The organism is Mucilaginibacter antarcticus (assembly GCF_042686155.1).
GTDB classification, from domain to species: domain Bacteria; phylum Bacteroidota; class Bacteroidia; order Sphingobacteriales; family Sphingobacteriaceae; genus Mucilaginibacter; species Mucilaginibacter antarcticus.
Genome location: NZ_JBHUON010000019.1, coordinates 20,234 through 43,450 on the forward strand (window position 1 = coordinate 20,234; position 23,217 = coordinate 43,450).

29 protein-coding genes are annotated in these 23,217 nt (G+C 42.5%); 13 read left to right on the forward strand and 16 right to left on the reverse strand.

The window, feature by feature from the left end; translation table 11 throughout:
- Positions 1 to 74: 74 nt before the first annotated feature.
- Positions 75 to 968, reverse strand: a complete 894-nt coding sequence (locus ACFSYC_RS14590; protein WP_377129115.1) for a Ppx/GppA phosphatase family protein — start codon at positions 966 to 968, stop codon at positions 75 to 77.
- Between the two features lies 1 nt (position 969).
- Positions 970 to 3,018, reverse strand: a complete 2,049-nt coding sequence (gene ppk1, locus ACFSYC_RS14595; RefSeq protein ID WP_377129117.1) for a polyphosphate kinase 1 — start codon at positions 3,016 to 3,018, stop codon at positions 970 to 972.
- A gap of 164 nt (positions 3,019 to 3,182) precedes the next feature.
- Between ppk1 and ACFSYC_RS14600 the strand changes: the two genes are divergently transcribed.
- Positions 3,183 to 3,674, forward strand: a complete 492-nt coding sequence (locus ACFSYC_RS14600; protein WP_377129119.1) for a YajQ family cyclic di-GMP-binding protein — start codon at positions 3,183 to 3,185, stop codon at positions 3,672 to 3,674.
- A 151-nt stretch (positions 3,675 to 3,825) separates the two neighbouring features.
- On the opposite strand, the gene ACFSYC_RS14605 is transcribed toward ACFSYC_RS14600, so the two are convergent.
- Positions 3,826 to 4,428: an FMN-dependent NADH-azoreductase gene (locus tag ACFSYC_RS14605; protein WP_377129120.1), complete on the reverse strand. Its 603-nt coding sequence runs from the start codon at positions 4,426 to 4,428 to the stop codon at positions 3,826 to 3,828.
- Between the two features lie 111 nt (positions 4,429 to 4,539).
- Here ACFSYC_RS14605 and ACFSYC_RS14610 point away from each other — a divergent pair, with 111 nt between their 5' ends.
- A complete protein-coding gene (locus tag ACFSYC_RS14610) occupies positions 4,540 to 4,917 on the forward strand; it encodes a winged helix-turn-helix transcriptional regulator (RefSeq protein ID WP_377129122.1) in 378 nt (125 codons plus the stop codon).
- A gap of 375 nt (positions 4,918 to 5,292) precedes the next feature.
- Here ACFSYC_RS14610 and ACFSYC_RS14615 read toward each other — a convergent pair whose 3' ends face one another.
- Together ACFSYC_RS14615 and ACFSYC_RS14620 are read right to left on the reverse strand one after the other, a co-directional pair.
- Complete coding sequence (locus ACFSYC_RS14615; RefSeq protein WP_377129124.1) at positions 5,293 to 5,757, reverse strand: thioredoxin family protein; 465 nt, start codon at positions 5,755 to 5,757, stop codon at positions 5,293 to 5,295.
- A gap of 308 nt (positions 5,758 to 6,065) precedes the next feature.
- Complete coding sequence (locus tag ACFSYC_RS14620; protein WP_377129126.1) at positions 6,066 to 6,494, reverse strand: Hsp20/alpha crystallin family protein; 429 nt, start codon at positions 6,492 to 6,494, stop codon at positions 6,066 to 6,068.
- 136 nt (positions 6,495 to 6,630) lie between these two features.
- Here ACFSYC_RS14620 and ACFSYC_RS14625 point away from each other — a divergent pair, with 136 nt between their 5' ends.
- Positions 6,631 to 7,077: an acyl-CoA thioesterase gene (locus ACFSYC_RS14625; RefSeq protein WP_377129128.1), complete on the forward strand. Its 447-nt coding sequence runs from the start codon at positions 6,631 to 6,633 to the stop codon at positions 7,075 to 7,077.
- Positions 7,078 to 7,079: 2 nt separating this feature from the next.
- On the opposite strand, the gene ACFSYC_RS14630 is transcribed toward ACFSYC_RS14625, so the two are convergent.
- The 4 genes from ACFSYC_RS14630 to ACFSYC_RS14645 form a co-directional block, all read right to left on the reverse strand.
- Positions 7,080 to 8,027: an endonuclease V gene (locus ACFSYC_RS14630; RefSeq protein ID WP_377129130.1), complete on the reverse strand. Its 948-nt coding sequence runs from the start codon at positions 8,025 to 8,027 to the stop codon at positions 7,080 to 7,082.
- 105 nt (positions 8,028 to 8,132) lie between these two features.
- Complete coding sequence (locus ACFSYC_RS14635) at positions 8,133 to 8,315, reverse strand: hypothetical protein (protein ID WP_377129132.1); 183 nt, start codon at positions 8,313 to 8,315, stop codon at positions 8,133 to 8,135.
- A 115-nt stretch (positions 8,316 to 8,430) separates the two neighbouring features.
- Entirely contained in the window at positions 8,431 to 9,120 is a 690-nt protein-coding gene (locus ACFSYC_RS14640) for an SIMPL domain-containing protein (RefSeq protein WP_377129133.1), read from the reverse strand.
- Between the two features lie 71 nt (positions 9,121 to 9,191).
- Complete coding sequence (locus ACFSYC_RS14645; protein WP_377129135.1) at positions 9,192 to 9,878, reverse strand: class I SAM-dependent methyltransferase; 687 nt, start codon at positions 9,876 to 9,878, stop codon at positions 9,192 to 9,194.
- 148 nt (positions 9,879 to 10,026) lie between these two features.
- Between ACFSYC_RS14645 and ACFSYC_RS14650 the strand changes: the two genes are divergently transcribed.
- Positions 10,027 to 10,533: a lipocalin family protein gene (locus ACFSYC_RS14650; RefSeq protein ID WP_377129137.1), complete on the forward strand. Its 507-nt coding sequence runs from the start codon at positions 10,027 to 10,029 to the stop codon at positions 10,531 to 10,533.
- Positions 10,534 to 10,535: 2 nt separating this feature from the next.
- Here ACFSYC_RS14650 and ACFSYC_RS14655 read toward each other — a convergent pair whose 3' ends face one another.
- The 4 genes from ACFSYC_RS14655 to ACFSYC_RS14670 form a co-directional block, all read right to left on the reverse strand.
- Positions 10,536 to 10,730, reverse strand: a complete 195-nt coding sequence (locus ACFSYC_RS14655) for a YqaE/Pmp3 family membrane protein (protein WP_377129138.1) — start codon at positions 10,728 to 10,730, stop codon at positions 10,536 to 10,538.
- A 50-nt stretch (positions 10,731 to 10,780) separates the two neighbouring features.
- Positions 10,781 to 10,936 carry a hypothetical protein gene (locus tag ACFSYC_RS14660; protein WP_377129140.1) on the reverse strand — a complete coding sequence of 52 codons (156 nt, stop codon included), beginning with the start codon at positions 10,934 to 10,936 and terminating at the stop codon, positions 10,781 to 10,783.
- A gap of 93 nt (positions 10,937 to 11,029) precedes the next feature.
- Positions 11,030 to 11,251, reverse strand: coding sequence for a PLDc N-terminal domain-containing protein (locus tag ACFSYC_RS14665; protein WP_377129142.1), 222 nt, complete (start codon positions 11,249 to 11,251; stop codon positions 11,030 to 11,032).
- Positions 11,251 to 11,457, reverse strand: a complete 207-nt coding sequence (locus ACFSYC_RS14670; RefSeq protein WP_377129144.1) for a PLDc N-terminal domain-containing protein — start codon at positions 11,455 to 11,457, stop codon at positions 11,251 to 11,253. The genes ACFSYC_RS14665 and ACFSYC_RS14670 overlap by 1 nt, the downstream gene beginning before the upstream one ends.
- A gap of 80 nt (positions 11,458 to 11,537) precedes the next feature.
- On the opposite strand from ACFSYC_RS14670, the gene ACFSYC_RS14675 reads away from it, so the two are divergent.
- Entirely contained in the window at positions 11,538 to 11,960 is a 423-nt protein-coding gene (locus tag ACFSYC_RS14675; protein WP_377129146.1) for a secondary thiamine-phosphate synthase enzyme YjbQ, read from the forward strand.
- 26 nt (positions 11,961 to 11,986) lie between these two features.
- Here ACFSYC_RS14675 and ACFSYC_RS14680 read toward each other — a convergent pair whose 3' ends face one another.
- The gene (locus ACFSYC_RS14680) at positions 11,987 to 12,958 is read right to left on the reverse strand and encodes a GlxA family transcriptional regulator (RefSeq protein ID WP_377129148.1); all 972 of its coding nucleotides are present in this window, start codon (positions 12,956 to 12,958) and stop codon (positions 11,987 to 11,989) included.
- Positions 12,959 to 13,099: 141 nt separating this feature from the next.
- On the opposite strand from ACFSYC_RS14680, the gene ACFSYC_RS14685 reads away from it, so the two are divergent.
- The 6 genes from ACFSYC_RS14685 to ACFSYC_RS14710 all read left to right on the forward strand — a co-directional run bounded on the left by ACFSYC_RS14685 (position 13,100) and on the right by ACFSYC_RS14710 (position 17,328).
- Positions 13,100 to 13,519 carry a VOC family protein gene (locus ACFSYC_RS14685; RefSeq protein WP_377129150.1) on the forward strand — a complete coding sequence of 140 codons (420 nt, stop codon included), beginning with the start codon at positions 13,100 to 13,102 and terminating at the stop codon, positions 13,517 to 13,519.
- Positions 13,520 to 13,585: 66 nt separating this feature from the next.
- Positions 13,586 to 14,080 carry a DinB family protein gene (locus ACFSYC_RS14690; RefSeq protein WP_377129152.1) on the forward strand — a complete coding sequence of 165 codons (495 nt, stop codon included), beginning with the start codon at positions 13,586 to 13,588 and terminating at the stop codon, positions 14,078 to 14,080.
- A gap of 10 nt (positions 14,081 to 14,090) precedes the next feature.
- Positions 14,091 to 14,303 carry a hypothetical protein gene (locus ACFSYC_RS14695; protein ID WP_377129153.1) on the forward strand — a complete coding sequence of 71 codons (213 nt, stop codon included), beginning with the start codon at positions 14,091 to 14,093 and terminating at the stop codon, positions 14,301 to 14,303.
- Positions 14,304 to 14,326: 23 nt separating this feature from the next.
- Positions 14,327 to 15,703 (forward strand): MATE family efflux transporter, encoded by a 1,377-nt coding sequence (locus tag ACFSYC_RS14700; protein WP_377129155.1) that lies wholly within the window; start codon positions 14,327 to 14,329, stop codon positions 15,701 to 15,703.
- A gap of 358 nt (positions 15,704 to 16,061) precedes the next feature.
- Positions 16,062 to 16,847 (forward strand): 3-keto-disaccharide hydrolase, encoded by a 786-nt coding sequence (locus tag ACFSYC_RS14705; protein WP_377129157.1) that lies wholly within the window; start codon positions 16,062 to 16,064, stop codon positions 16,845 to 16,847.
- Between the two features lie 241 nt (positions 16,848 to 17,088).
- On the forward strand, positions 17,089 to 17,328 hold the full coding sequence (locus ACFSYC_RS14710) for a hypothetical protein (RefSeq protein ID WP_377129159.1): 240 nt from the start codon (positions 17,089 to 17,091) through the stop codon (positions 17,326 to 17,328).
- A gap of 40 nt (positions 17,329 to 17,368) precedes the next feature.
- Here ACFSYC_RS14710 and ACFSYC_RS14715 read toward each other — a convergent pair whose 3' ends face one another.
- The gene (locus ACFSYC_RS14715) at positions 17,369 to 20,185 is read right to left on the reverse strand and encodes a PKD domain-containing protein (protein WP_377129161.1); all 2,817 of its coding nucleotides are present in this window, start codon (positions 20,183 to 20,185) and stop codon (positions 17,369 to 17,371) included.
- 151 nt (positions 20,186 to 20,336) lie between these two features.
- On the opposite strand from ACFSYC_RS14715, the gene ACFSYC_RS14720 reads away from it, so the two are divergent.
- Positions 20,337 to 21,548, forward strand: a complete 1,212-nt coding sequence (locus tag ACFSYC_RS14720; protein WP_377129163.1) for a glycosyltransferase family 4 protein — start codon at positions 20,337 to 20,339, stop codon at positions 21,546 to 21,548.
- Here ACFSYC_RS14720 and folB read toward each other — a convergent pair.
- The gene (gene folB, locus ACFSYC_RS14725; protein WP_377129165.1) at positions 21,536 to 21,892 is read right to left on the reverse strand and encodes a dihydroneopterin aldolase; all 357 of its coding nucleotides are present in this window, start codon (positions 21,890 to 21,892) and stop codon (positions 21,536 to 21,538) included. The two genes, ACFSYC_RS14720 and folB, sit on opposite strands and share 13 nt — an antisense overlap.
- A 124-nt stretch (positions 21,893 to 22,016) precedes the next feature.
- Here folB and ACFSYC_RS14730 point away from each other — a divergent pair, with 124 nt between their 5' ends.
- A complete protein-coding gene (locus ACFSYC_RS14730; protein ID WP_377129167.1) occupies positions 22,017 to 23,198 on the forward strand; it encodes an acyl-CoA dehydrogenase family protein in 1,182 nt (393 codons plus the stop codon).
- Positions 23,199 to 23,217 lie beyond the last annotated feature (19 nt).

Here is a 23,217-nt window from a genome sequence, read left to right on the forward strand (position 1 = left end):
CTATGAAAAACATGCCCTTGAGGGGGCAATACAAATGTAATAACAGTTTTTTGATTATTAAACAAATATTAATTTTATTTTAATGTCTTCTTAATGAGATGTTCATCTATCAGTGTTTGTATAATACCATCAACCATACCCACAGAAGGCACATAGATATTTTTAATACCGGCCCACCTCATTACCGACAGGTAAATTTCGCAAGCCGGGATGATAACGTCAGCCCTGTCCTGGTTAAGGCCAAGTACGTTTATTCTATCTTTTAACGAAAAAGAATCAAGGTAATCATATAGCGATTTTAACTTGGTAAAAGCCATAGGGGCACTATTTTTCTCTTCGGATAAACGATAAAGCTTGTTAATGTTACCACCAGTGCCGATGCCAGAGATACCCTTTAAATGACGGGTATGCTCACGCAAAAAGTCGCGCATATTGTTCCAGGTTTCTTCAGTATCCTGGTTATCCAGTATCCTGATTGTGCCCAGGTTGAATGATTTGGACGCCACCAATTGGCCCGATGCGAAGAGCGAAAGCTCGGTGCTGCCACCACCAACATCGATATACAGGTAGTTTTTAGTACGATCAATATTTTGCTCAGCGTGGCTGGCGTAAATTATCCTCGCCTCTACCTGTCCCTGTACAATCCGCAAATCAATGTTGGCTTTCTCTTTAATTTGCTTTACAACTTCGGCGCCGTTCTTAGCTTCGCGCATAGCCGACGTGGCACAGGCCATACACTCGGTAACCTTGTAAACATCCATTAATCCCTTAAAAGCCTGCATGGTTTTAACCAGATCTGCCGCCTTTTTTTCAGAGATATGATGATTCAGAAACGCGTCGTCGCCCAAACGTAACGGCACCCTTATCAGTGTATTTTTTTTGAACGATATTGATCCATCGTTTTCAATAATATCAGCAATGAGCAGCCTCACCGCGTTTGACCCTATGTCTATAGCACCGTATCTCAAATTAGTTGACTTTGTTTTTTAGGTAATTGTAAATGTCTATCTGTGACCGTACCGGCAACTCTGACCGAGTTTTGTGATACTTATTATTATTCTCTTTGTTGATCTCACGCGATTTGGTATTATCGCTAAGCTGGATATTAATAATATCTTTTATCTCTTTCTTTATTTGGCTATCATATATAGGGAAACCAACCTCTACCCTGCTTTCAATATTGCGCGACATGAAATCGGCAGATGTTAAATATATCTTTTCATCGCCTCCGTTACAGTAAATATGTACGCGTGCGTGCTCAAGGTATTTATCTACGATGCTAATAACCGCTATGTTTTCGCTGTAGCCCTTTACCCCTGGCACCAGGGTACACATACCACGGATGATCAGTTTTATTTTTACCCCGGCATTACTTGCCTGGTAAAGCTTCATTACCAATTGCTCATCAGCAAGACTATTCATCTTAAAGATCATGTAAGCCGGCTTTTTTGCCTTGGCATTTTTAATCTCGGTATCTATCAGTTTGTAAATAGCCGGGCGTGCGTCAAGCGGCGATACGATCAGATTTTTTAACCCCATTGGTAACGCGCCTTTGTTTATCGCTTTAAATACGTCCACTAAATCGCCGGTAATTTTTTTATTAGCGGTTAGTAAGGAATGATCGGCATAAATGCTGGCCGTTTTTTCGTTGTAGTTACCGGTTGAAAGGCAAGCATAATAAGCTAACTTTTCCTTTTCGGCCCGGCTTATCAGGCATATTTTTGAGTGTACTTTATAGCCATCAATGCCATAAATTACATTAACGCCCTCCTCTTCTAACCTGTTGCTCCAACCTATGTTGTTCTGCTCGTCAAACCGTGCCCTAAGCTCTACAAGGCAGTTAACTTTTTTACCGTTTTTAGCGGCATTGATTAGCGCGTGCATAATGCGCGAATTCTCGGCCAGTCGGTAAACAGCTATGCTTATCTCTTTAACTTTTGGGTCAATAGCCGCCTCGCGTAAAAAGTGGATAACATAATCATAAGTTTGATATGGGGTGCTAATCAAATAATCCTGCTTAGCTATCTCTGCCATTAAGCTTTTATTAAAGCCTAAGCCGGCAACAGGCAACGCTGCGTGCTTAACATTCTCTAACTCGGGCCTGCCCACATTAGGGAACGATATGAAGTTTTTAAAGTTATGGTACCTGCTGCTTGGTATTAAACTTTCGCCGTGCAGATTCATTTTGCTAACCAGGTACTTCAGCATATCCATGGGCATTTCGGCGTCATACATTAAGCGCATGGGCTTACCTTTTTTGCGTTTTTGCAAGCTTTTGGCTAACGAGTCGATAAACTTGCCGCTTACTTCTTTGTCCAGATCAAGCTCTGCATCGCGCGTTAGCTGGATAGAGAAAGCCTCGATACTATCGTGCTCAAAAATGAAAAAGATATCTTCAAGGTTGTACCTGATAATGTCATCCAAAAGGATGATAAACTTCAGGTTATTAGTCTCTGGCAGGGCGGTAAACCTGGGTAAGTTATCCGGTATCTCGATAAGAGCGTAAGTAACTTTCTTGTCTTTTGTAAGTTTTACAAAGAAATACATCGCGCGGTCGCGCATTTCGGGCATTTCTTTGATGTTGTCAAGCATAATGGGCACCAACATACCCAGTAGCCTTTGACGAAAGTGAGTTTTAACGAAGGTGCCACGCGCAACGTTTAGTTGCTTGTCGTTAAGTAAGAAGATCCGTTCTTCGGCAAGTTGTTTAACAATAATGTTCTCGTACAGGTCATTAAACTTACGCTCTTGCTTTACTACTATGTTTTTAATTTGATTAAGTACCTTTTTTGGGTTATAGCCTAAAACCTCTTTAGCTTTCTCATTCAAATTAGTAAGTCGGCTTAAGGTAGCTACCCTTACACGATAAAACTCATCAAGGTTAGACGAGAAGATAGCCAGGAACTTTACGCGCTCTATCAACGGAACTGTAGGGTCGGCGGCTTCCTGCAGCACACGCTCATTAAAGTATAGCCAGCTTATTTCCCTGTTAATTAAGGGTGCCTTTTTAATATCCATATCAATTACGCCTTACGGCATTCTACAAATCTGCTTATTTAAATGTTAACTTAATATTAAGAGATTACTATATGTAAGGGCTCACTAACACAAAACATCAGTATTTGGTATTATGTGTTTATTAATATTAATTTTGCACCCAATCACTTTTAAAACCACTACCCATGCCAACTTTTGATATAGTAAGCAAGATAGACGGCCAGACACTGGATAACGTTATCAATATAGCTAAAAAAGACATACTGAACCGTTATGATTTTAACGACTCGAAAAGCACGATTGAGCTTGACAAGAAAACTAACATTGTAACCGTAGTTACTGAGAATGATATGCGCATGAAAGCCATTGAGGACAGCATCATAGGCCGCATGGTGAAGAACCAGGTTGACCCTAAGGCGATGGACTTTGGTAAAGAGATTGCAGCATCCGGCAACATGATACGCAAGGAGATTAAGATCAAACAGGGGCTTGACCAGGAGACGGCCAAGAAGATAGTAAAGAAGATAAAAGACAGTGGCGCCAAAGTACAAGCCAGCATTATGGACGACCAGGTGCGTGTACAAGGTAAAAAGATAGACGACCTGCAAGGTGTTATTGCGCTATGCCGCAAGGAAGATTTTGGCCAGCCGCTACAATATATTAACATGCGTGACTAGCTGCCGGGCACAAAACAGGTGATCCAAATGGTGCGTGTGTATCACTTGGATCACCTGTTTTAGTTAACTAACTGTATATAAACAATTTGATTATTTTAGTTGGATCAGTTTGGATCAGTGTATTTAATGACCCGTCCTAAAATCCGACTTTTTAATCTATTTCTATACTTTCCAGCGCCCGCTCCATTGCAACCTCTTTAATGCCGGGTACTTTCAGCCCTTCGGCGCGGAACACGGAGACATCCGTCATCCCTAATATACCCAGGAAAGCCTTTAAATACGGTGCGACGAAATCGTTCGCCGCGCCCGGGCCCTCTGAGTACACACCGCCCGACGACATGGCGATGTAGATCTTCTTCCCGTTTACCAAGCCTATAGGGCCTGTTGCGCTATAGCCAAACGTGATGCCCGCACGGGTGATATGGTCTATCCAGGCTTTTAGTGATGAGTGTATGGTGAAGTTGATAAGCGGCGCCCCAATGACGATGACATCAGCGGCAAACAGCTGCTTAACCAGGGTGTCGGACAGGTGAATTGCCTCCTTTTGCTCACCAGTTAGCTGGTCGGCGGGGGTGAAAAATGACTGCAGTACCAGTGGATTTAGGTGAGGTATGTCCATAGCGACCAGGTCAAGTTCATCTACCCTGCTGCCCGGATACTTGTCCTGTATTCTTTCGACGATGGCGTTGCCCAGTTTGATACTGTACGATGCGGCGCCCTGTATGCTTGATTTTAAATGAAGTATGTTTTTCATAGTGTGCTTGTTTAATTAACAAGGACAAAACTATGGTTAGCTACTGACAAAAAGTGCGTAGTTACCCAAAGGTAAGCGGTTACATTAAGGTAAGTACGTACCTTTGACGGTATGAAAGTTATTAAAGATGAGGGCCTTCCGACCAGAGTTGAATGTGCCAGTTCGCTTAAGCATGTAATTGACGCGCTGTATGTGCTCAACGGCAAATGGCGCCTGCCATTAATATTATCGCTGATGCATGCCTCTAAACGCTTTAACGAGATTCAGCATGAGGTTGAGGGTATATCATCAAAGGTATTGGCTAAAGAGTTAAAGGATCTCGAATTGAACGGCTTTACCAAGCGCATTGTATACCCCACCACCCCGGTCACCATTATGTACGAATCAACCGAATACAGCCATACTTTGAAGAACGTACTGGCAGAGCTTAGCGCCTGGGGCGAGCAGCATAGAGAGCGGATTAAAGAGAGTATGCGGAAGCAATCTTAGTGGTGTAAGCCGGCAGCAAATTAGCTAACTATCGTTTGTTTGTTTCACGCGCGTGTGACACAGATGAAACAAGTGAAACACGATTTTAAATCAATTACCTGATTATAAGATGATTACTAAAACTGAGTGAAACAAAATGAAACAAGATTTTTTGTCAAATTCCTGATTTATAAGCCATTACGAAATGATAAAAAAATGCAAAAAATGAAACAAAAAAGCTCACTAATTTATAATCTACTGTTTCTGAGCTTGTTATAAATACACCTTTTTTTGAGACTGGGATTATAAATTGCCGACTCCCGGATGTTTATCACTTTCCCGCTTCATAACTCTTCGGATCCATTGCCGTAGGCGACCAATTTCTGAAAAACTCCATTACCTTTTTTTGCTGTGGCCGTTACCTTCTTCAAGGTAGGCAGAGTTTTGGGTATGCAAGCGCTTACCTTTACTATCTAAAACCACAAATACCGGGTAGCCAAAGCGTTGTGGGTATTCAAGCTCGGCCAGTAGTTTTTCATTCTTGTTTTCAGGGCTGTAATTTACGTGTACTACTTCGTAGTTGGCGCGCAGGTATTTGTCTAACTCTGGGTCTGCTTTCACCAGGTCGTTAAAGTAAATGCACCAAATGCACCAGTTACCCCCAATTTGCAGCAGCACATTTTTTTTGCCGGCTGCCCTCTTTACTGCTGCCGCTATGTCGGCTTTCGCGTCAGCATTGGGGTGATATAATTTGGTAGTATCTGTAGGCCGTATGGGTTTTGCTGTGGCGGTTGCTGTTTGCGCTTTGGCTGCAAAGCTTAGAGCTACAAAAGCTACGATGATGATTAATATCCTATTCATATCGGTAAATATTAAAAGCTAAAGATAATTATTTAGAGCTTAACACAAACCTTCATATCACCCGCAAAAAAAGAGCCGCCCCAACTACGGGACGGCTCAAACCTAAACCAACATTACTTTGAAAACACTCTTTTAACCGGTAGGTCCTAAGTCCGGGGTTCACTCTCACAAATCAAACCCAAATTACCCGCAGACTTTCGGACATCCCAATAAACATCTTTATAATTCCGGTATTTCCCCGGCCCGGGCGCTAATCACAAAACCCTAACTCACCTCGCGCCGCGGACCATGGGAACATCCCGAAAAAATTATTTTACAGCTATCTCTCTGGTTTGAAATTTAGCTTCTTCTTTCTTAGCGATAGTTAACTTTAAGATACCGGCTGTGTAGTCGGCCTCAATTTTTGTTTGGTCGGCACTTTCAGGTAAAGTAAATGATCTTGAAAATGCGTTAAAGCTAAACTCGCGCTTGGTAATTTTTTTGTTCTCGTCCGCAGTTTCTGCTTTTTTGTCAGCCGATACGCTCAATACACTTTTATCCAGGCTGATCTTAATGTCCTCCTTGTTTAGGCCCGGTATGGCTAACTCCACATCAAACTGGTTATCATTTTCAAATATGTTTGCTGCAGGCACGCGGCTTGCCGCTTTCTCGCTTAAAAACGAATCATTTAACAATGAATACACGTCGTTAAAAAAAGGGTTGTTTTTTTGTTCTTTGGCAAATTTTACTAAAGTCATGGTCTTATATCTTTTTAATTTTTAATTATTGTTACTTTGTATAAGCTTAATCAATTGGTATACCAATGGCCAATTGACGAATACAATGCGACAATTTGTCGCTTTTAATGTTTATAAACCGACAAAATGGCATTTAATGACTGAAAAACTCACAGATTATAGGTTCCGTACCGTTATACCTATCCGCTTCTCGGATATAGATGCGGTTGGTCACGTTAACAACGCTATTTATTTAACCTACTTTGAAATAGCGCGTTTTGCCTATTGGAAAGAAGCTGTAAATTGGAATTTGAGCGAGCACGGCGTAATTGTAGGCCGCAGCGAGGTTAATTACTTAAAACCTGTAAACTTACATGACCAGATTGCCTGTTATGTGCGTGTAGTACGCATTGGCAACAGCAGTTTTGACGTAATGCAGGTTTTGGTGAGGATAACGCCCAGTGGCGAAGAGATATGCACTACCGGCAAAACGGTATGCATCAGCTATGATTATAAGGCTAATAAATCGGTACCTATACCCATAGCAGAGCGCGAGAAGATGATAGCTTACGACGAGCCGAGGCTGATACTGAACACGAATTAAACTTAAGGCCGTTTTGACAAAGCATCGACAGATTTAAGAAAGTCCGGAATGCGGTGTTTTCCCTTCAGGTTTGTAATCAGCGCTACAGCTGCGCGGTTAGAAACACCGATTGCAGAAACATATAGCGGCTTTTTACTCTGCCCGCGACAGACTTCTGTAACGGTTAAACTATTGCGTTCAAAAGAATTTTTTGCAACACCTATTACGGGCACTAATTTATTTAAGGCTTCCCAAAGTTTCCCGCCCAACCCAAATTCCCTTGAATTGTCAACGTAAACATGGCCATCAATAATAATTACAGCCAATTTCCCTTTATCAACTTTGTCAAGCAGTTTTAACAAACAAGGTAACTCCCGCTTATAAAATTGCCCGGCCTGATAATCTTCTATATCATCAACATATACTATTTCGGTAAATTTAATTTCCTCTGATGGTAATTCTATTCCTGTACCAGCTACTTTGGTCGTCTTATTAGTATAACAAACATCTAGCGCTAAGCAAATTGAATAAGGTTGCAACCCGCGATCTTCTTGATAAGTTATATTACCTTGCTCATCCCACCGTTTGTAAAGCCCGTACGATGTGTTATAAGCCTTGAAATACTCTTCTGAAAGCTGGCCGTTTTGATGGTAAGATCTTTGCGCGCCACCGATATGACCGTCTGTAAACTCGTCTTCACACACTAACGAACCATTTACGTATTCTACTATCGTCCCGGTGAACGGCTTTTCCTTATAATGAAGTATCTCTCCGCCACCGGCATCAAAACCTTTATTTTGCAAATCTTCATAAACTACTCTCAAGCTCTTATCCGGGGCATTGAGGAAATCCGAATCTGGATAATTGTCGATTAACGGCATGGGTGCTAATGTGCCAAAATGTTTCGACTGAAAAGTGAAGCGACCAACAAGCCGGAGCATAATTTTGAACACGGCCAACAAAGCGTACATAGTTAAATTTTATCGTTCCTATATACCAACAGCAGAGCGCGAGCGGATGATAGCTTACGACGAGCCGAGGCTAATACTGAACACGAATTAGTAAGTTAGCGTAATTTATTTTTCGGCTACTTCACGTTTGTCAAACATCCTAACTACAGCATAGGCAAACGGAATGATGAGTGTGAAAGCTATTTCTCGGGGACCGAAGTTAAGATCTAAAATAAGTATAAATAGGGCGCAAAAAAACCAAATGGCTCCCATAGCCAGGAACAAATTCTTAAGAAAATTGATAAACATATGCTTTATCTTTAAGTTAGGTTGAACCAAAGATACTATTATTACTTAAACAAAAAACGCCCCGGTTGTTAAGCCGGAGCGTATTAAATACTTCGTTAATAAAACGCTTTCAACCTCACTTTCCTATCTGGAACACGGCGTTTATCTGGAAGCTTAATTTAATCTTTTTAAAGTCGATATCAGACGGCGCCACTTCTCTTACATCAGCAGCCATTGTTTTAAACATTACGGCACGCGGCTGCGGATAGTTGCTCATATCGTTTTCAGAAATGGTTAATACATTCCCCAATGTTTCGCCCAGGCCCTGTAGCAGGTAAGTGGCTTTAGTTTTGGCAGACATTAACGCTTTTAGTTTCAAATCATTTTTAAGCTGATCGGCTTTCGAATAATCGTAGCTATCAATGTTAGTGTTTTGAATACCCTTGGGATCAATTTTGCTCAAAATCTGGTTAAACTTATTCAGATCGTTAAACTTAATACCATATTGTTTTGATGCCAAAAAATCAGGATTTTTCTTTTTCTGATAGATATTACTGTATGCCCAAAGGTTGTTTACCGTAAAATCCTCTTTAGCTATGCCGGCCTGCAGCACTGCAGTTTCCAGTTGTTTTTCTAACTGATCAATAGTTATTTTCTTTTTACCGTCAAGATATTCTTGCAGGGATATAGAAACGTTTATAATATCAGGGGTAACTTCCTGTTCGGCAGTACCGGTAACTTCAATTTTGCGGCGCAGGTCAACATTTTGTGCAAATGTAGTGTAAGTAGCAAGGGTAAATGCGGCCAGTATAAATAGCTTTTTCATAAATAAATATATTTTGTTGTATAGAACAAATAATACGTTTAAAGTTTAATAAACGCTACAATAATAATGTACTACGCTAAGGTTAAACGGGTTAAATACTGGCCGTACTCGTCGTCCATAAGTACTTCCATACGGTAACCGGCCTCTGTGGCAATTTGCTGCAAGGTGCGTTCGTCTACATAAAGCCAGTTAAACCATTCCGTTTTTTCGTTTTTGTAGCTATATTGATATTCAATTTCGCCGTAGTAGCCTTGCTTGGGCAGGTTACCCTCATACAGGTACGCAATGTCTGACGTGTCGAACAAGAGCTGTCCATCGGGTTTAAGCAAAGTTTTTAAATGCTGCAGCAATTCTTTCAACCCTTCAATGGTGCCTGCCAGCCCCATACCGTTCATCAACATCAATAAGGTATCAAATTTTTGTTGCGTAAATTCAAAAATATCGCCCTGTATTGCCTTAGCCACGCCCCTGGCCTGCATTACCGTGGCACATAGCGCCGAAATGTCAAGTGCGGTGACGTCAATTTTCCAGTCCTGCAACAACAAGGCATGGCTACCCGCCCCGGCGCCTATATCAAGCACATTACCCCGGCACTGCTCAAGCGCCATCCATTCAAGGTCGGGCATATCATCCTCACTTCTAAAGTAGGTTGCTACGGGCATTTCTTCAGGTTCGCCGTATTTGTTATTGATCCAAAGTTTGGTATCAGTATTACTTTGGTGATAATCAAATATCGCTCGGCCTAAAACATCATTCATAGAAAACAAAATTGGATACAAATTTATCAAAACATAGTGTTTAGTAAGCTGTTAACTTATAGCAATCGACTACCCCCTCGCATTTATTGCTATAAAGCTGTTACAAACACAACAGTGTCAATCATTTGGCTATATTTACTTAACCTATATGAAAAAGCCTTTATTACTATTTGCGATAATTACCTTATTTGCATTAAATGCCTGCAAAAAAGACGACTCGTCTATCAAGGATCAATATACCAAATTGATAGTGGGCACCTGGAAATCTACCCAGCTTAACACCAAGGTTTATGATTTAAGCTCTAATGAACTGTTAAAGGACTCGACTACTACCTATGAGGGAGAATTTTCGGCCAGATCATTTAACGAGGTTTATGACATTAACAATAACACGTTTAGTGTTACATACAGCCGTAAAATCGGCGCTTCGGTAGCTACTGCCGACACCACATCATATGCTACCTATACTATTTTAGGTAATAACTTAACATTGAAGCAACGCATTGGCGGCACCCAAACCAAGCCGATACTTGTACTAAATACAACTGCTATGTGCTTGCAATACACGTTTACGGGTATGCTTAACCCAACTTGGGGACTTGAAGCAGGGGTGACTTATAAAATAACGCAGTCTACCAATTACAAAAAACTATAGTTTTAAGCTCGGCGCAGCTGGCGCACCAGTTGACGATGCCTTTTTGAGGCGTAATAGTCGTTAGTGACCAATATGGCATGTATTACGCCGGGGATCCAGAAAAACAGGGTAAGTATGATACTTAAAATAAAGGCACCTATGCGCCCGGTACTAAAAACGGCTAGTGGTGGTAATATTATACAAAAGAAATAACGCATATTAATAATCTTATACCGTTTAGACAACCTGCTACATTATAAGTTACAGTTTAGTGGGAATCTATTCGTTTTTTCTTAAGTCGCCAGGTTAGGCGCTTACCCCAGCTATCAAACTTACCGCCGGCGATTAGCGCGCCGCCAATCCCTAAAATAAATATCATAATAACGATGAATACGCGCACTCCTTCCGAAAAAAACTCTCTCATAATGTGTTTCTGCTTACAGAACACCTACTTGACAATCTTCGTGCCCGCTATTGCGATCAGGCGATATTTTACGAATAAAGTAAATTGTCTATATTACTTTGAGGATTTGATCTTGGTACCGCGTCCAATAATAAGGTAAACTAAGGGCCCTATGAATGCTATAAATAGCACCACAAGCACCCATAATAACTTGGTTGTCGAATCTTTAAAATCAGAACGTACAATGTCTATGATACAAAGGAGCGGAAGAAGTGCAGACAGGATCGAGATTAAAATTATCTCCTGTCCGGAGATTTCAAAAAAGGCTAAGGTCATTATGCTTGTAGTTTACTGTTGCGCCCGATGGTTAGGTATAATAACGGACCTATGACTGCTATGAATAAAACAACAAGGCCCCATAATAACTTGGTTGTCGAGTCTTTAAAATCAGACCGGATGATATCAACCAGGCAATAAAGTTTAAGTAGTAAATAACCAACAACAAATAGTATTAATACCAGTTCAGGCATTCCTAATCCCATGATAGTTATGTTTCTACCAAATTACATTTTATATTTGATGTTAGCCTGATTATTGCGGTAAATTTGCTGCACTACTACATATGAAAATATTTCAGCAACAAATACAGCTCAGACAGGTACGACGTGGATTTCATTTAATAACTGCCGAGATTTTGCAATCGCTGCCGCAGATAGCAGAAATTAAGATGGGTATGTGCCAGGTATTTATTCAGCACACGTCGGCATCCTTAACCGTCAATGAAAATGCCGACCCTACCGTGCGTAAAGATTTTGAGATGTATTTTAGCAAAGCAGTGCCCGAAAACGACTCCGACTACATGCACGACGATGAGGGCCCAGACGATATGCCGGCTCACCTAAAAGCATCCATGCTGGGCAGCTCTGTAATGATCCCTATATCCAATGGCAGGTTTGCCTTAGGGATATGGCAGGGTATTTACTTGTGCGAACACCGTAACTATGGCGGCAACCGCAGCTTGATGATTACCGCCTGGGGCGAGTGAATTGTATATTGCTATAGTCAATAAGCCTATCCCATATAGAACTTTTCCCGGTACCCGGTCGGTGTCATACCAACGCTTTTTCTAAAGATCTTTCTGAAGGCTTTCGGGTCGCTGTAGCCCGAGTTGATCATCACCTCCGTCATTTGCTGATTGGTCTCAATAAGCAGCTTTTTGGCAGCTTCGATACGGGTTTGCTGCAGGTACTCGATTGGTGTTATGCCGGTTGCATGCTTAAAGCGCCGGGCAATGTTTCTACGGCTTGAAGGCAGGTCCTTAATCAGTTCTTCTATAGTGCCCGCGCTTTGATAATCGGCTTCTATTGATCGTTGCGCTTTGGTCACCAATTCATCATTATGCTCTTGAACAGGCGAAAACGTGCTGAAATAGGACTGCTGCTCCCTATCCATATCAATAGAGAATAACTTTGCGGTACGTACGGCAATATCTTTACCGCAATATTTTTGCAACAAATGCAGCATCAGGTGAAAGCTTGACGTAGAGCCTCCGCTTGTATACAAACCACCATCGCCGGTAACCACCTTATCTGCCTGTAGCTTAACTGTCGGAAAAAAGTTAGCGAACTGCTTACAGGCATCAACATGTGTGGTGGCCTGCCTGTGGTTCAATAACCCTGTCGCGCCTAGCAAAAAAGCGCCGGTGCAAACGCAGGCCAGCTCTGCCCCTGCCTTAAATTGCTGCTGCAGCCAGGGCACATATTTTTGGTTTTCAAATACCGCCTGTGCAATATCCACCGACACAAAGGCCGGTATGAAAACAATGTCCTGCTTTTGCGAATCAAGTATAGAACGCACGGGGTAGCCGTTAAATTCTAACATCCGTTCGCCATTGTCTGTGCCCGAATTATATAGGCTAATATCAAAGGCCGGCTGCTTGCCGTCGGCGATATAAAACCGGTTAACGCTTTCAAAAACGTCAAGTATGGCTGCTACGCTCAGCAAGCGGTACTGATCGCTTAACAAAATGGCTAATTGTTTCATCGTTTTATAATTGGTGTTGTAAAGATATAAAAATGTCTCGAATACCCCCTAAGGTTGACATTTATGCACGTCATATAAGCTACTATTACTACTTACCTTAGCATTCACAAAACAATCACCAATAATTAAACAACCCACAACATGGCAACTATCAATCCGTACCTTAACCTTCCTGGCAACACAGAAGAAGCTTTCAATTTCTACAAATCGGTATTTGGCGGCGAATTTTCAGTCGTAAGCCGCTTTAAAGACACCGAGCACGGCGTAAACATGCCGGCAGAGGATCAGGACAAAGTAATGCACATATCGTTACCCATTGGTCAAAACGTTTTAATGGGTACAGACGCGCTTGAATCGGCCGGTCATTTTGTAACGATTGGCGATAACATTAGCATTTCTATCTCAACAGATAGCGTCGACGAAACTAACCAGTTGTTTGACGCCTTATCGGCAGGTGGTAAAGTCGAGGTGCCCGTTCAGAAAATGTTTTGGGGAGCGTGGTTCGGTATGTTTACCGACAAGTTCGGCATTAAATGGATGATCAACTACGACGAAAAATAATCACAGTAACAATCACCTAAACCGTGTGCTTCGCCATACGTGGCGAAGCACTTTAATATTAACTCCATGAACAATTTAGTAGCAGAATTAGAAGAAGCAAAAAGCGGTATACTTAAAGCTGTAGCTGCAATTAGCCGGGATAAATTTAACACCGTTCCTTTTAAAGATAGCTGGACAGCCGGGCAAGTGTCTGACCATTTATTGCAATCGTTAGGGGTTGATGTATTATATGGAACAACCGAAACAACAGACCGCGCGCCCGATCAAAATGTAGCCCCGCTAGCTTCGGCTTTTTTAGATTTTACGATCAAAATGAAATCACCTGATTTTATTTTACCCGGCGACGGCCCTCATGATCAACAGGCTTTCTTAACAGACTTTGACAACACATTTAATAAGCTAATAACTGCCGCCAAAACGCTTGACCTTAGCCAAACCTGTCTTGATTTTAAAATGCCGGTAATGGGCGCTTTAACCCGTTTAGAGTTTCTGTGGTTTTACGTATTTCATACCAAAAGACATACCAACCAGTTGCAAAATATAGCTAAGGCTTTAGCCTGATAAAGACACCATGATTGTAGAAGTTTTTAAAACCGACGTTAACGAGATTGAGCTGTGCCACAGCCTGATCAGCCAGGTGCATGCGCATTACCCTAACAGCAGGGTTAACTTTGATATGGAAGACTGCGACAAAATACTAAGGGTTGAGGCGGAGCTGATTGCTCCCGAAAAAATAATAGAAATTTTAAACGCTAATGGCTATTCTTGTGAAGTTTTAGTTTGATAGCCTTATCCGCCTACCCAACAATGAATTTTAAGAAGGTCCTTTCTATAATAAAGCAATCACTTAATGGCGAAAACCAGGACTACACGCAAGGCAGCATCCGCCGGGCGGTGTTCTTGCTGGCTGTACCCATGATCCTGGAGCTAAGCCTTGAAAGCGTTTTTGCCTTGGTAGATATGTTTTTTGTAGGCAAACTTGGCGAAAACGCCATAGCTACCGTCGGGTTAACCGAGTCTGTAATTACCATAGCGTACTCCATAGCTATTGGCCTAAGTACCGGCGCAGGCGCTTTGGTAGCCCGCCGCATAGGCGAGAAAAACCCGGAAGGCGCAGCACATGCGGGCGCACAGGCAATGTTGGTAGGTCTTGGCGTATCTATATTAATAACCATAGCAGGTATGGTTTACGCGGGCGAAATTTTATCGCTAATGGGCGCCAGTGCGACAGTAGTGGCAGAGGGCGCCATTTTTACCCGAATCATGTTTGGGGGCAGTGTGGTTATTATACTGATTTTTTTGATCAACGGCATCTTTCGCGGCGCGGGCAATGCGGCCATGGCCATGAAAAGCCTTTGGATAGCCAGCATAACCAATATTATTTTATGCCCTGTGCTGATACATTTTTTTGGTTTAAAGGGGGCTGCCATTGCTACGGTTACCGGCCGCAGTGTTGGTGTGCTGTACCAGGTTTATCACTTGATAAAAGGGAATGGCATCCTAAAATTCACTGCGCACCATTTTAAATTTGATGCACCAATTATAAAATCCATCGTCAACATATCATGGCCTGCCACGCTGCAGTTTGTCATAGCCAGCGGTAGTTGGATATTTGTGGCCAAACTGGTAGCAGAAACCGGCGGAACAGCGGCTTCTGCAGGTTATCAGATAGCTATACGCAATGTAGTATTCTTTATTTTGCCGGCATGGGGTTTAAGCAATGCGGCGGCCACCTTAGTTGGGCAAAACCTGGGAGCCAAAGAAATTGAACGTGCCGAAAAAAGCGTTATCATCGCCGCGAAATATAATGCCATTTTTATGGGCGGTGTAATGGCGCTGTTTCTGTTTTGTGCCGACCCGATCATTAAGCTGTTTACTAACGATGCCGAGGTGATTAGTTATGGCGTACGTGCCCTGCGCATCTTTGCAAGCGCTTATGTGTTTTACGGAGTGGGCATGGTAATGACCCAGGCGCTGAACGGTGCCGGCGATACTAAAACGCCTACCTGGCTAAACTTGGTTTGCTTTTGGTTAGTTCAGATTCCGTTGGCTTACACGCTTTCTAAAGTATTTGATCTTAAGGCCACGGGCGCCTTTATATCTATACCAGTTGCCGAGACCTTGCTGGCCTTAGGGGCCTGGTACTTTTTTAGGCGGGGGAAATGGAAACAAATCAAGGTATAAAACAAGAAAAGCCCTTAATATTAATTAAGGGCTTTTTCTTTAAAAGTTTCTTTATATTATAATATACACCAAAGCAGATCAATCGCAATTACAACCACTACTATCCAGTTAAGGATAACAATGCCGACGGGTTTTTCTGGATAGGGGTCTTTGTCTAAATATTCCATAGCTATAATTATTATACCGATTATACGCAATAGTATCGCCATTGGTTATAGTAAATGAAAAATACTTTCTTTTTTTTTGTGGCCCCCTTATCAATCAAATAAGTTACGGTATTTTGGTAGCCGATAAACTAAAATCTTTTTAAATTTGAACCTAAAGAAGTACTAACCCCCTTACTTGTAAAACCAATATTATGAAATACACATTGATATTAGCCAGCTTAGTGTTAGCATCGCCGGCCATTGTAAAGGCGCAAACTAACAGCGCTGCAATCAGGCAGGCAAATCTGGAAGCTACAAACCCTACCAACGCCGAAGTTTTTACCCCCATACCCAACCCGGTTACCCCGGCAAAAACCATAGGCAACGCCCCCTCTGATGCTATCACCCTGTTTAACGGAAAAAATCTGGATGAGTGGGTATCGCCTAAGGATCAATCGGCAGCTAAATGGACCATTAATGGCGATGTATTAACAGTTAACAAAGCCGCCGGCGATATTGAAACCAAACGTAAGTTTGACAGCTTTCAATTACACATTGAATGGAAAATACCTACCACCATTACAGAGAAAGGCCAATCGCGTGGTAACAGCGGGATCTTCCTATCGGGTAAATACGAGATACAGGTATTAGACACTTATAATAACGAAAATAAAACCTACACCAACGGTATGGCAGGCAGCGTTTACCGCGAGTCTATCCCACTGGTTAACCCTGCAAAACCGGCCGGCGAATGGAATGTTTACGACATAGCTTATACCGCTCCGGAATTTAATGAGGATGGTTCGCTTAAATCTGCAGCGCGTGTTACTATATTTTTTAACGGGGTATTGGTGCAAAACAATGTTATTATAAAAGGTGGCACATCAACCGGCACCAAGCATGTTTATAGCAAGCATGGGGCAGCTTCGATAAGGCTGCAGGCACACGGCGACAAGAGCGATCCGGTAAGCTACAGAAACATTTGGATAAGAGAATAACTGCTATAAAATCAGGAAAGGCAGCAACAAAATTGCTGCCTTTTTCTGTTGTGAAATATTAATGAAATTCTAATGCATTTTAATTGCAACTAATTCAATTAGTTACTACATTTAACAATATATTAACACAATAACGGTAAGCATAAAACGTATTAGCCGTATAAAAAATTAAACCGCAGCCTATTGATAGCACTTTGACTTTTTTTCACCCTTTAATTTGACCCTTTAAATTAGCACAACAATGAATTACAGACTGAAGTTAGCCGACGGTACTACTCAACTCATTGAAGTTACTGCAGGTTATTTTAAAAACTTGCGTGTGTGGACAGTTAAAGTAAACGGTAAAGCAGCTATGCTTTATAAACTAGGCAGCGAGTGGATGCAGCGTAATGAAGATTACCTGGATACTAACACGCTAAAAGCCATAGGCGAATTGATTGATAATATGATCACGCCGCCCGGTCAACCCTCGGTCGCGTAATAACACTATTTTTTCTGAACATTTTCCTCAATATCGTATATCACCTTATAATGGTGACATATCCCGATACTTGTGCCCGGCCATGTTTGGGGTCTATTATATAATAGTATACCCCAACCGGCAAATAGTCGCCGTTCATGCGCCCATCCCATGGTTTATTATAGCTTATTGACGAATATACCCTTTGCCCATAGCGGTTAAATACCGTAATGGCTGCGCCCTCATAAGCCTGTAAATTCTTTATTTCCCAGGTGTCGTTAATACCATCGCCGTTAGGGGTAAATGTATTGGGGATGCCCGGCACCTTGAGTACCACTACCGTAACATTATCTTCGACACTGCAAGCATCGCCCGGCGAACCATCTTCTGTTGTAACTTTTAGTGTATAGGTTGTTGTATTTTCAAGTGCAGCCACCGTTGGGTTGGGTATAGTAGCGTCACTTAATCCCGTTGATGGTGTCCACAAATATTTCAAGTTGGTGCCTGTAGCTATTGCATTAAGCGATGTTTTAACGCCGGCTAAAATATATATGGTTGCCCCTGCATCGACATTAGTTGGTATGGGTTTTACCAATATCGTGTCAATAATCTCATCAACGCAAGCCGTACCTGAACTGCTTGTATAAGTACATTTTATAATAACCGGCCCAATCCCCGCGGCTTTAGGGTCAAATATATTACCCTTAACGCCCGGGCCCGAAAATTGCACCGTACCCGGTATGCCGGTAGTTTCTTTGAAATGCTCATGAAGCTTTATTATGCCATTATTAAGGCAAATAATTGCGGGCGGCGTAAACTGCAAAATCGGGCTTGCCAAAATGGTAACTACCTGCTCAGAAATGGCCTGGCAATCTCCGGCGGCACCTGTGTAAGCCACCATTCGCACTTTGTAAGTTGCACTTGCACGAGGGTACATTACAGCCGGGAATTTAAAAGAGTAAACTTTATCCGGTCGTGGTTCATCATCGGTTATGTCCGGCATTGTAGTGTTACGATCAGCATCAAAAAACCATTCTAATTTGGTTACATTACCGGCACTTGCGGTAGCCTTATTAATAAATAACCCCGGCTGATTGGCGCAGATAGCATCTTTACCGGGTACTTCAAATTTTGGTATCGGGAAACCGTTTACCTGTAATTGTTTCTCTTTAAAAAATTCGCAGCCATCAGCTGTTTGTACAGTAAGTTTTATGGTATACAGCGCCGTACGGCTAAAATGATGCTGCGGGTTTTGAAGGTTTGAAGTATTATCAGCTACCGAAGCATCACTATCCTCAAAATTCCACTTGTAAATCAAACCGCTGTTGCTGCCACCAACAAAGCTGCTATCCTTAAATTGGGCGAAATAATCCGCGTAGCAAACTTCAGGTAATATAAAATTGACCGCAGGCAGGGCATTAATTCTGACAGGATAAGTCCGGGTACGCATGCACCCTTTATCGGTAGTTGTAGTAAGCGTAACATTATACGTTCTTGCGGCGACAAATGTATGGACAAAGGGTGTCGCATCGGTTTTTGAAACCGTTTGGCTACCGTCGCCAAAATCCCATACCCGGCTAACGATATTACCTTCAATACTGGTTGATATATCAGTAAATGTGATAACTTGTGTTTCGCAGGCCGGAATTGAATATCTAAAATCGGTATTAACAGGCCTTATTACATTTATATTTTTCGTTGCCACGACCGACTGGCAGCCGACCCTATTTGTTACCGTTAATGTAACCGTTTTGATGCCCGCACTGGTATAAGCGTGGGTCGGAGTTCTTTCGGTTGATTCTGTCCCGTCGCCAAAAGTCCACAGATAGGAGGAGATAGCGGCAACTTGCGCTGTAGATGATTCGTTAAAAACTGTTGGCTCCATACAAATCTCGTTGGGCATATCAATAACCGCTTTTGGCAATGGCCCAACAGTAAGCGCCAGGTAATTTGAAGACACGACACAAGGTGGCGAGTCTATGTTCCCCGCATCGGCAGTAACCATTCTATAATTATAAACACCCGGTGCAGCAGGCACCGCAATAGCTATTGATGTGTTGGTGTCGGCCGGCCTTAAGTCAACCCATCCGTTGGGCGTCAACCTTTGAAACTTTACAGCATAGCCACTTGGTATAGGGGTTGTTGCGCGCATGGTTACGCGTTCTTGTACGCCTTCGCAAAAAATCGCGTCAGCTCTATCCAACGCTACAGTTATCACTGCTCCGTAAGGCCTAAATTCAATATCATCTATAGCCAGATCATTGCCCCCGCCCCCCGGCGCATTATTGATCATTTTTAAAACTACAGTTTGGACATTAGCCGGCGTTTTAAAAGCAAAGCGATATTGTTCCCAGGTATCTGTAGCAAAAACGTTGTTAGTATTACCGCCGCCTAAAAAGTTACCGCTTAAATCTTCTATTGTAAAAGTTACGTTTGGCAATATGCCGTTAGTACGCCTTAAAATATTTTTTATCCAGGCCGAAAATTGAAACTCAGTACCACCACAAAGCCCGGTGACGGTACGCGTGTAAAATAACCCCGGTTGATAACTGGCGTTAACAATCATCATCATACCGTTAGTATCGCCGGTATGATCCCGGGTTTGTACCCAGGCGGTGTTCATGCCAATGGTACTATTGGCAATAGTATAGTCATTATCTTCGGGCGATTTGTTAACATAAAAATAGTCTGTATACCCCGAGTCGGGCTTAAGTGGGCCGGCATATTGAGAACTACCACTGCCAAAGGTTATTTTAACTATGGGGTCGCCAAAACTTTGTGCGTTGCCTTTATAACTAACCAATAAAACTGCCGAGCAAATGATAACAATAGCGCATAAAAACCTAATATGTAATATCGTCCTAACAACAGGTAGCATAGTATCCTCTCTGCACTTTATAAATGGTACGTTAAATATACTATATTCAGTCGACACTTAACCTTTAGCCGCTTCTCTGTTCCTATCAAAATTATTTTTATATTTATGTACTTACTAGCTTAATTACTGGCACGCTGATTTGTGTAAATAAATGAGAAGATTACTTTTATCAGTATTTGCCTGTAACCCGTCTATGGGGTCGGAAGATGGTAACGGATGGAACTGGGCCGTTGGTTTAGCGGCCAAAGGTTATAATGTACACTGCCTAACACGCAGTATAAATCGCGAAGGTATCGAGGCTTTCCCTAAGCCCGAGAATGTGACTTTCCATTACATTAAGATGCCGCCGTTTTCAGAAAAAATATTTCACGGCACAACTAACGGTCTTTATTTTTACTACATGGCGTGGCAATGGCTGGCCTACAAAAAAGGCAAATCCCTTCACCGGCAACAAAAGTTTGACATGGCACATCATGTCACCTGGGGTAGCCTGCAAATGGGCTCATATCTTTACAAGCTGGATATTCCGTTCGTATTTGGACCGGCTGGTGGCGGGCAAACCGCTCCAGAGGCATTTAAAAGCTATTTTAAAGACCACTGGGCGGCAGAAGTTAAGCGCGAAAAGGTAAGCAATATCATGGTTAAATATAACCCAGCGTGCAAAACGATGTTAAAACTGGCATTTGCGGTTTTAGTTTCCAACCCGGATACAATGGCACTGGCGAAATCTATTGGAGCTAAAAACTGCCACCTTACATTAGATACTGCCTTGCCTGATGATTTCTATCCTAAAGAATTAAAAATAAAATCGCCCCGGGCAGGTACCTTAAAATTGCTTTGGGTGGGCCGGTTTATGCCACGTAAAGGTGTACCCTTGGTACTTGAGGTAATGGAAAAGCTTAAGGACTATCCGGGCATAACGCTAACTGTTGTAGGTTATGGCGAAATGCAGGAGGAAATTGAAAACCTGATTGTGCAATACGGTTTGCAAGATACAGTAACCCTAACCGGCAAAGTTCCATTTGAGCAAGTAAGAGGTTTCTATGAGTCGCACGATGTTTTCTTTTTCACTTCGCTGCGCGACTCCAATGGCGTTCAGTTAATTGAGGCTATGGCATTCGGCATGCCCGTAGTAACGCTTAATCTGCACGGACAGGCTATTGTAGTAAGCGACAAAACGGGCATACGCTGTAGTGCAGAGTCGCCGGCTATTGCGGTAAAAGAACTAACACAGGGTGTATTATCTCTATATAACAATCCGCTATTGGTCAGTGCCATGAGCAAGGAAGCTGCAATATATGCAGCTAAACAAAAATGGCCAGAAAAAATTGAGGATACGATAATTAACTACTATCCTTTTTGATAGCTCAGGGTTACCGCCGAGTGCCCTACTTTGGCACCCAATAAAGGGTTAAGCTTTTTAAGTACTACCCTGACGCTAATAGCAAATGGATATTGTTGTACTATCTGATTTATAACAGCCTGCGCAACAGTTTCTATCAGTTTGCGGTTAATTTTCATTTCCTCGCACACCATATCATATAGCCATTCGTAATTTACCGTATTGTCCAGGTTGTCTTCCATCGTATCTGCGGCAGGCGTAAACTCAACATCAATATCAACCAAAAAATGGTTGCCTATTTTTTGTTCTTCGGCATAAAAACCATGATAAGCAAAAAAAGCTGCGCCGTGTAATGATACGATCATGCTTCAAAGTTATTATTTTAGGTTGATTTAAGGGCGGCTTAATAAGGATGTTGGTAGAATAACAACTTGATATCTGGTTAACTTAATTGATGACTAGCTATATTTACAACACCAAATATAAGCTATGCGTAAAACAGACCTTTTTGAATCGCCGGATTATTACCTATTGGACGAATTATTAACAGACGAGCACAAGCTGATACGTAAAACCGTGCGCGACTGGGTAAAAAAAGAGGTGAGCCCTATTATTGAAGACTACGCGCAGCGCGCCGAATTTCCGAAACAGCTTTTGAAGGGCCTGGCTGACATAGGCGCATTTGGCCCTACTATACCCGAACAATACGGCGGTTTAGGGCTTGATTACATGGCTTACGGCATTATCATGCAAGAGATTGAGCGTGGCGATTCGGGGATCCGTTCTACGGCCTCGGTACAAGGCTCTTTAGTGATGTACCCTATTTATGCTTACGGATCTGAAGAACAGAAACATAAATACCTGCCAAAACTTGCCAGCGGCGAGCTTATGGGTTGCTTTGGATTAACCGAGCCCGACCATGGCTCTGACCCGGGAGGCATGACCACCAATTTTAAAGATGCCGGAGACCACTACCTGCTTAACGGTGCAAAAATGTGGATCTCGAACGCGCCTTTTGCTGACATAGCTATTGTTTGGGCAAAAAATGACGCGGGAAAAATACAAGGATTAATAGTTGAGCGCGGTATGGAAGGTTTTACAACGCCAGAGACCCATAACAAATGGTCGCTGCGCGCATCGGCCACCGGCGAATTGGTGTTTGATAATGTAAAAATACCCAAGGAAAATTTATTACCGAACGTTACAGGTTTAAGAGGCCCGCTGGGATGCTTAAATCAGGCGCGCTATGGCATTGCGTGGGGCGCCATCGGCGCTGCTATGGACTGCTATGATACTGCCCTGCGTTACGCCAAAGCGCGCAAACAGTTTGGTAAGCCTATTGCAGCTTTTCAGCTCCAGCAAAAAAAACTGGCCGAGATGATCACAGAGATCACTAAGGCACAACTAATGGTTTGGCGATTAGCTACGCTGAAAAACGAAAACCGGGCCACCCCTGCTCAAATATCCATGGCTAAACGTAATAGTGTGGAGATAGCAATAAACGTAGCCCGCGAGGCCCGCCAGATGCTGGGCGGCATGGGCATAACCGGCGAATTTCCGATAATGCGACATATAATGAACCTCGAGTCGGTAATTACGTATGAAGGTACTCATGACATCCACTTACTGATAACCGGCATGGATATTACCGGCGAAGAAGCTTTTAAATAAACAATAATTGAAGCATACA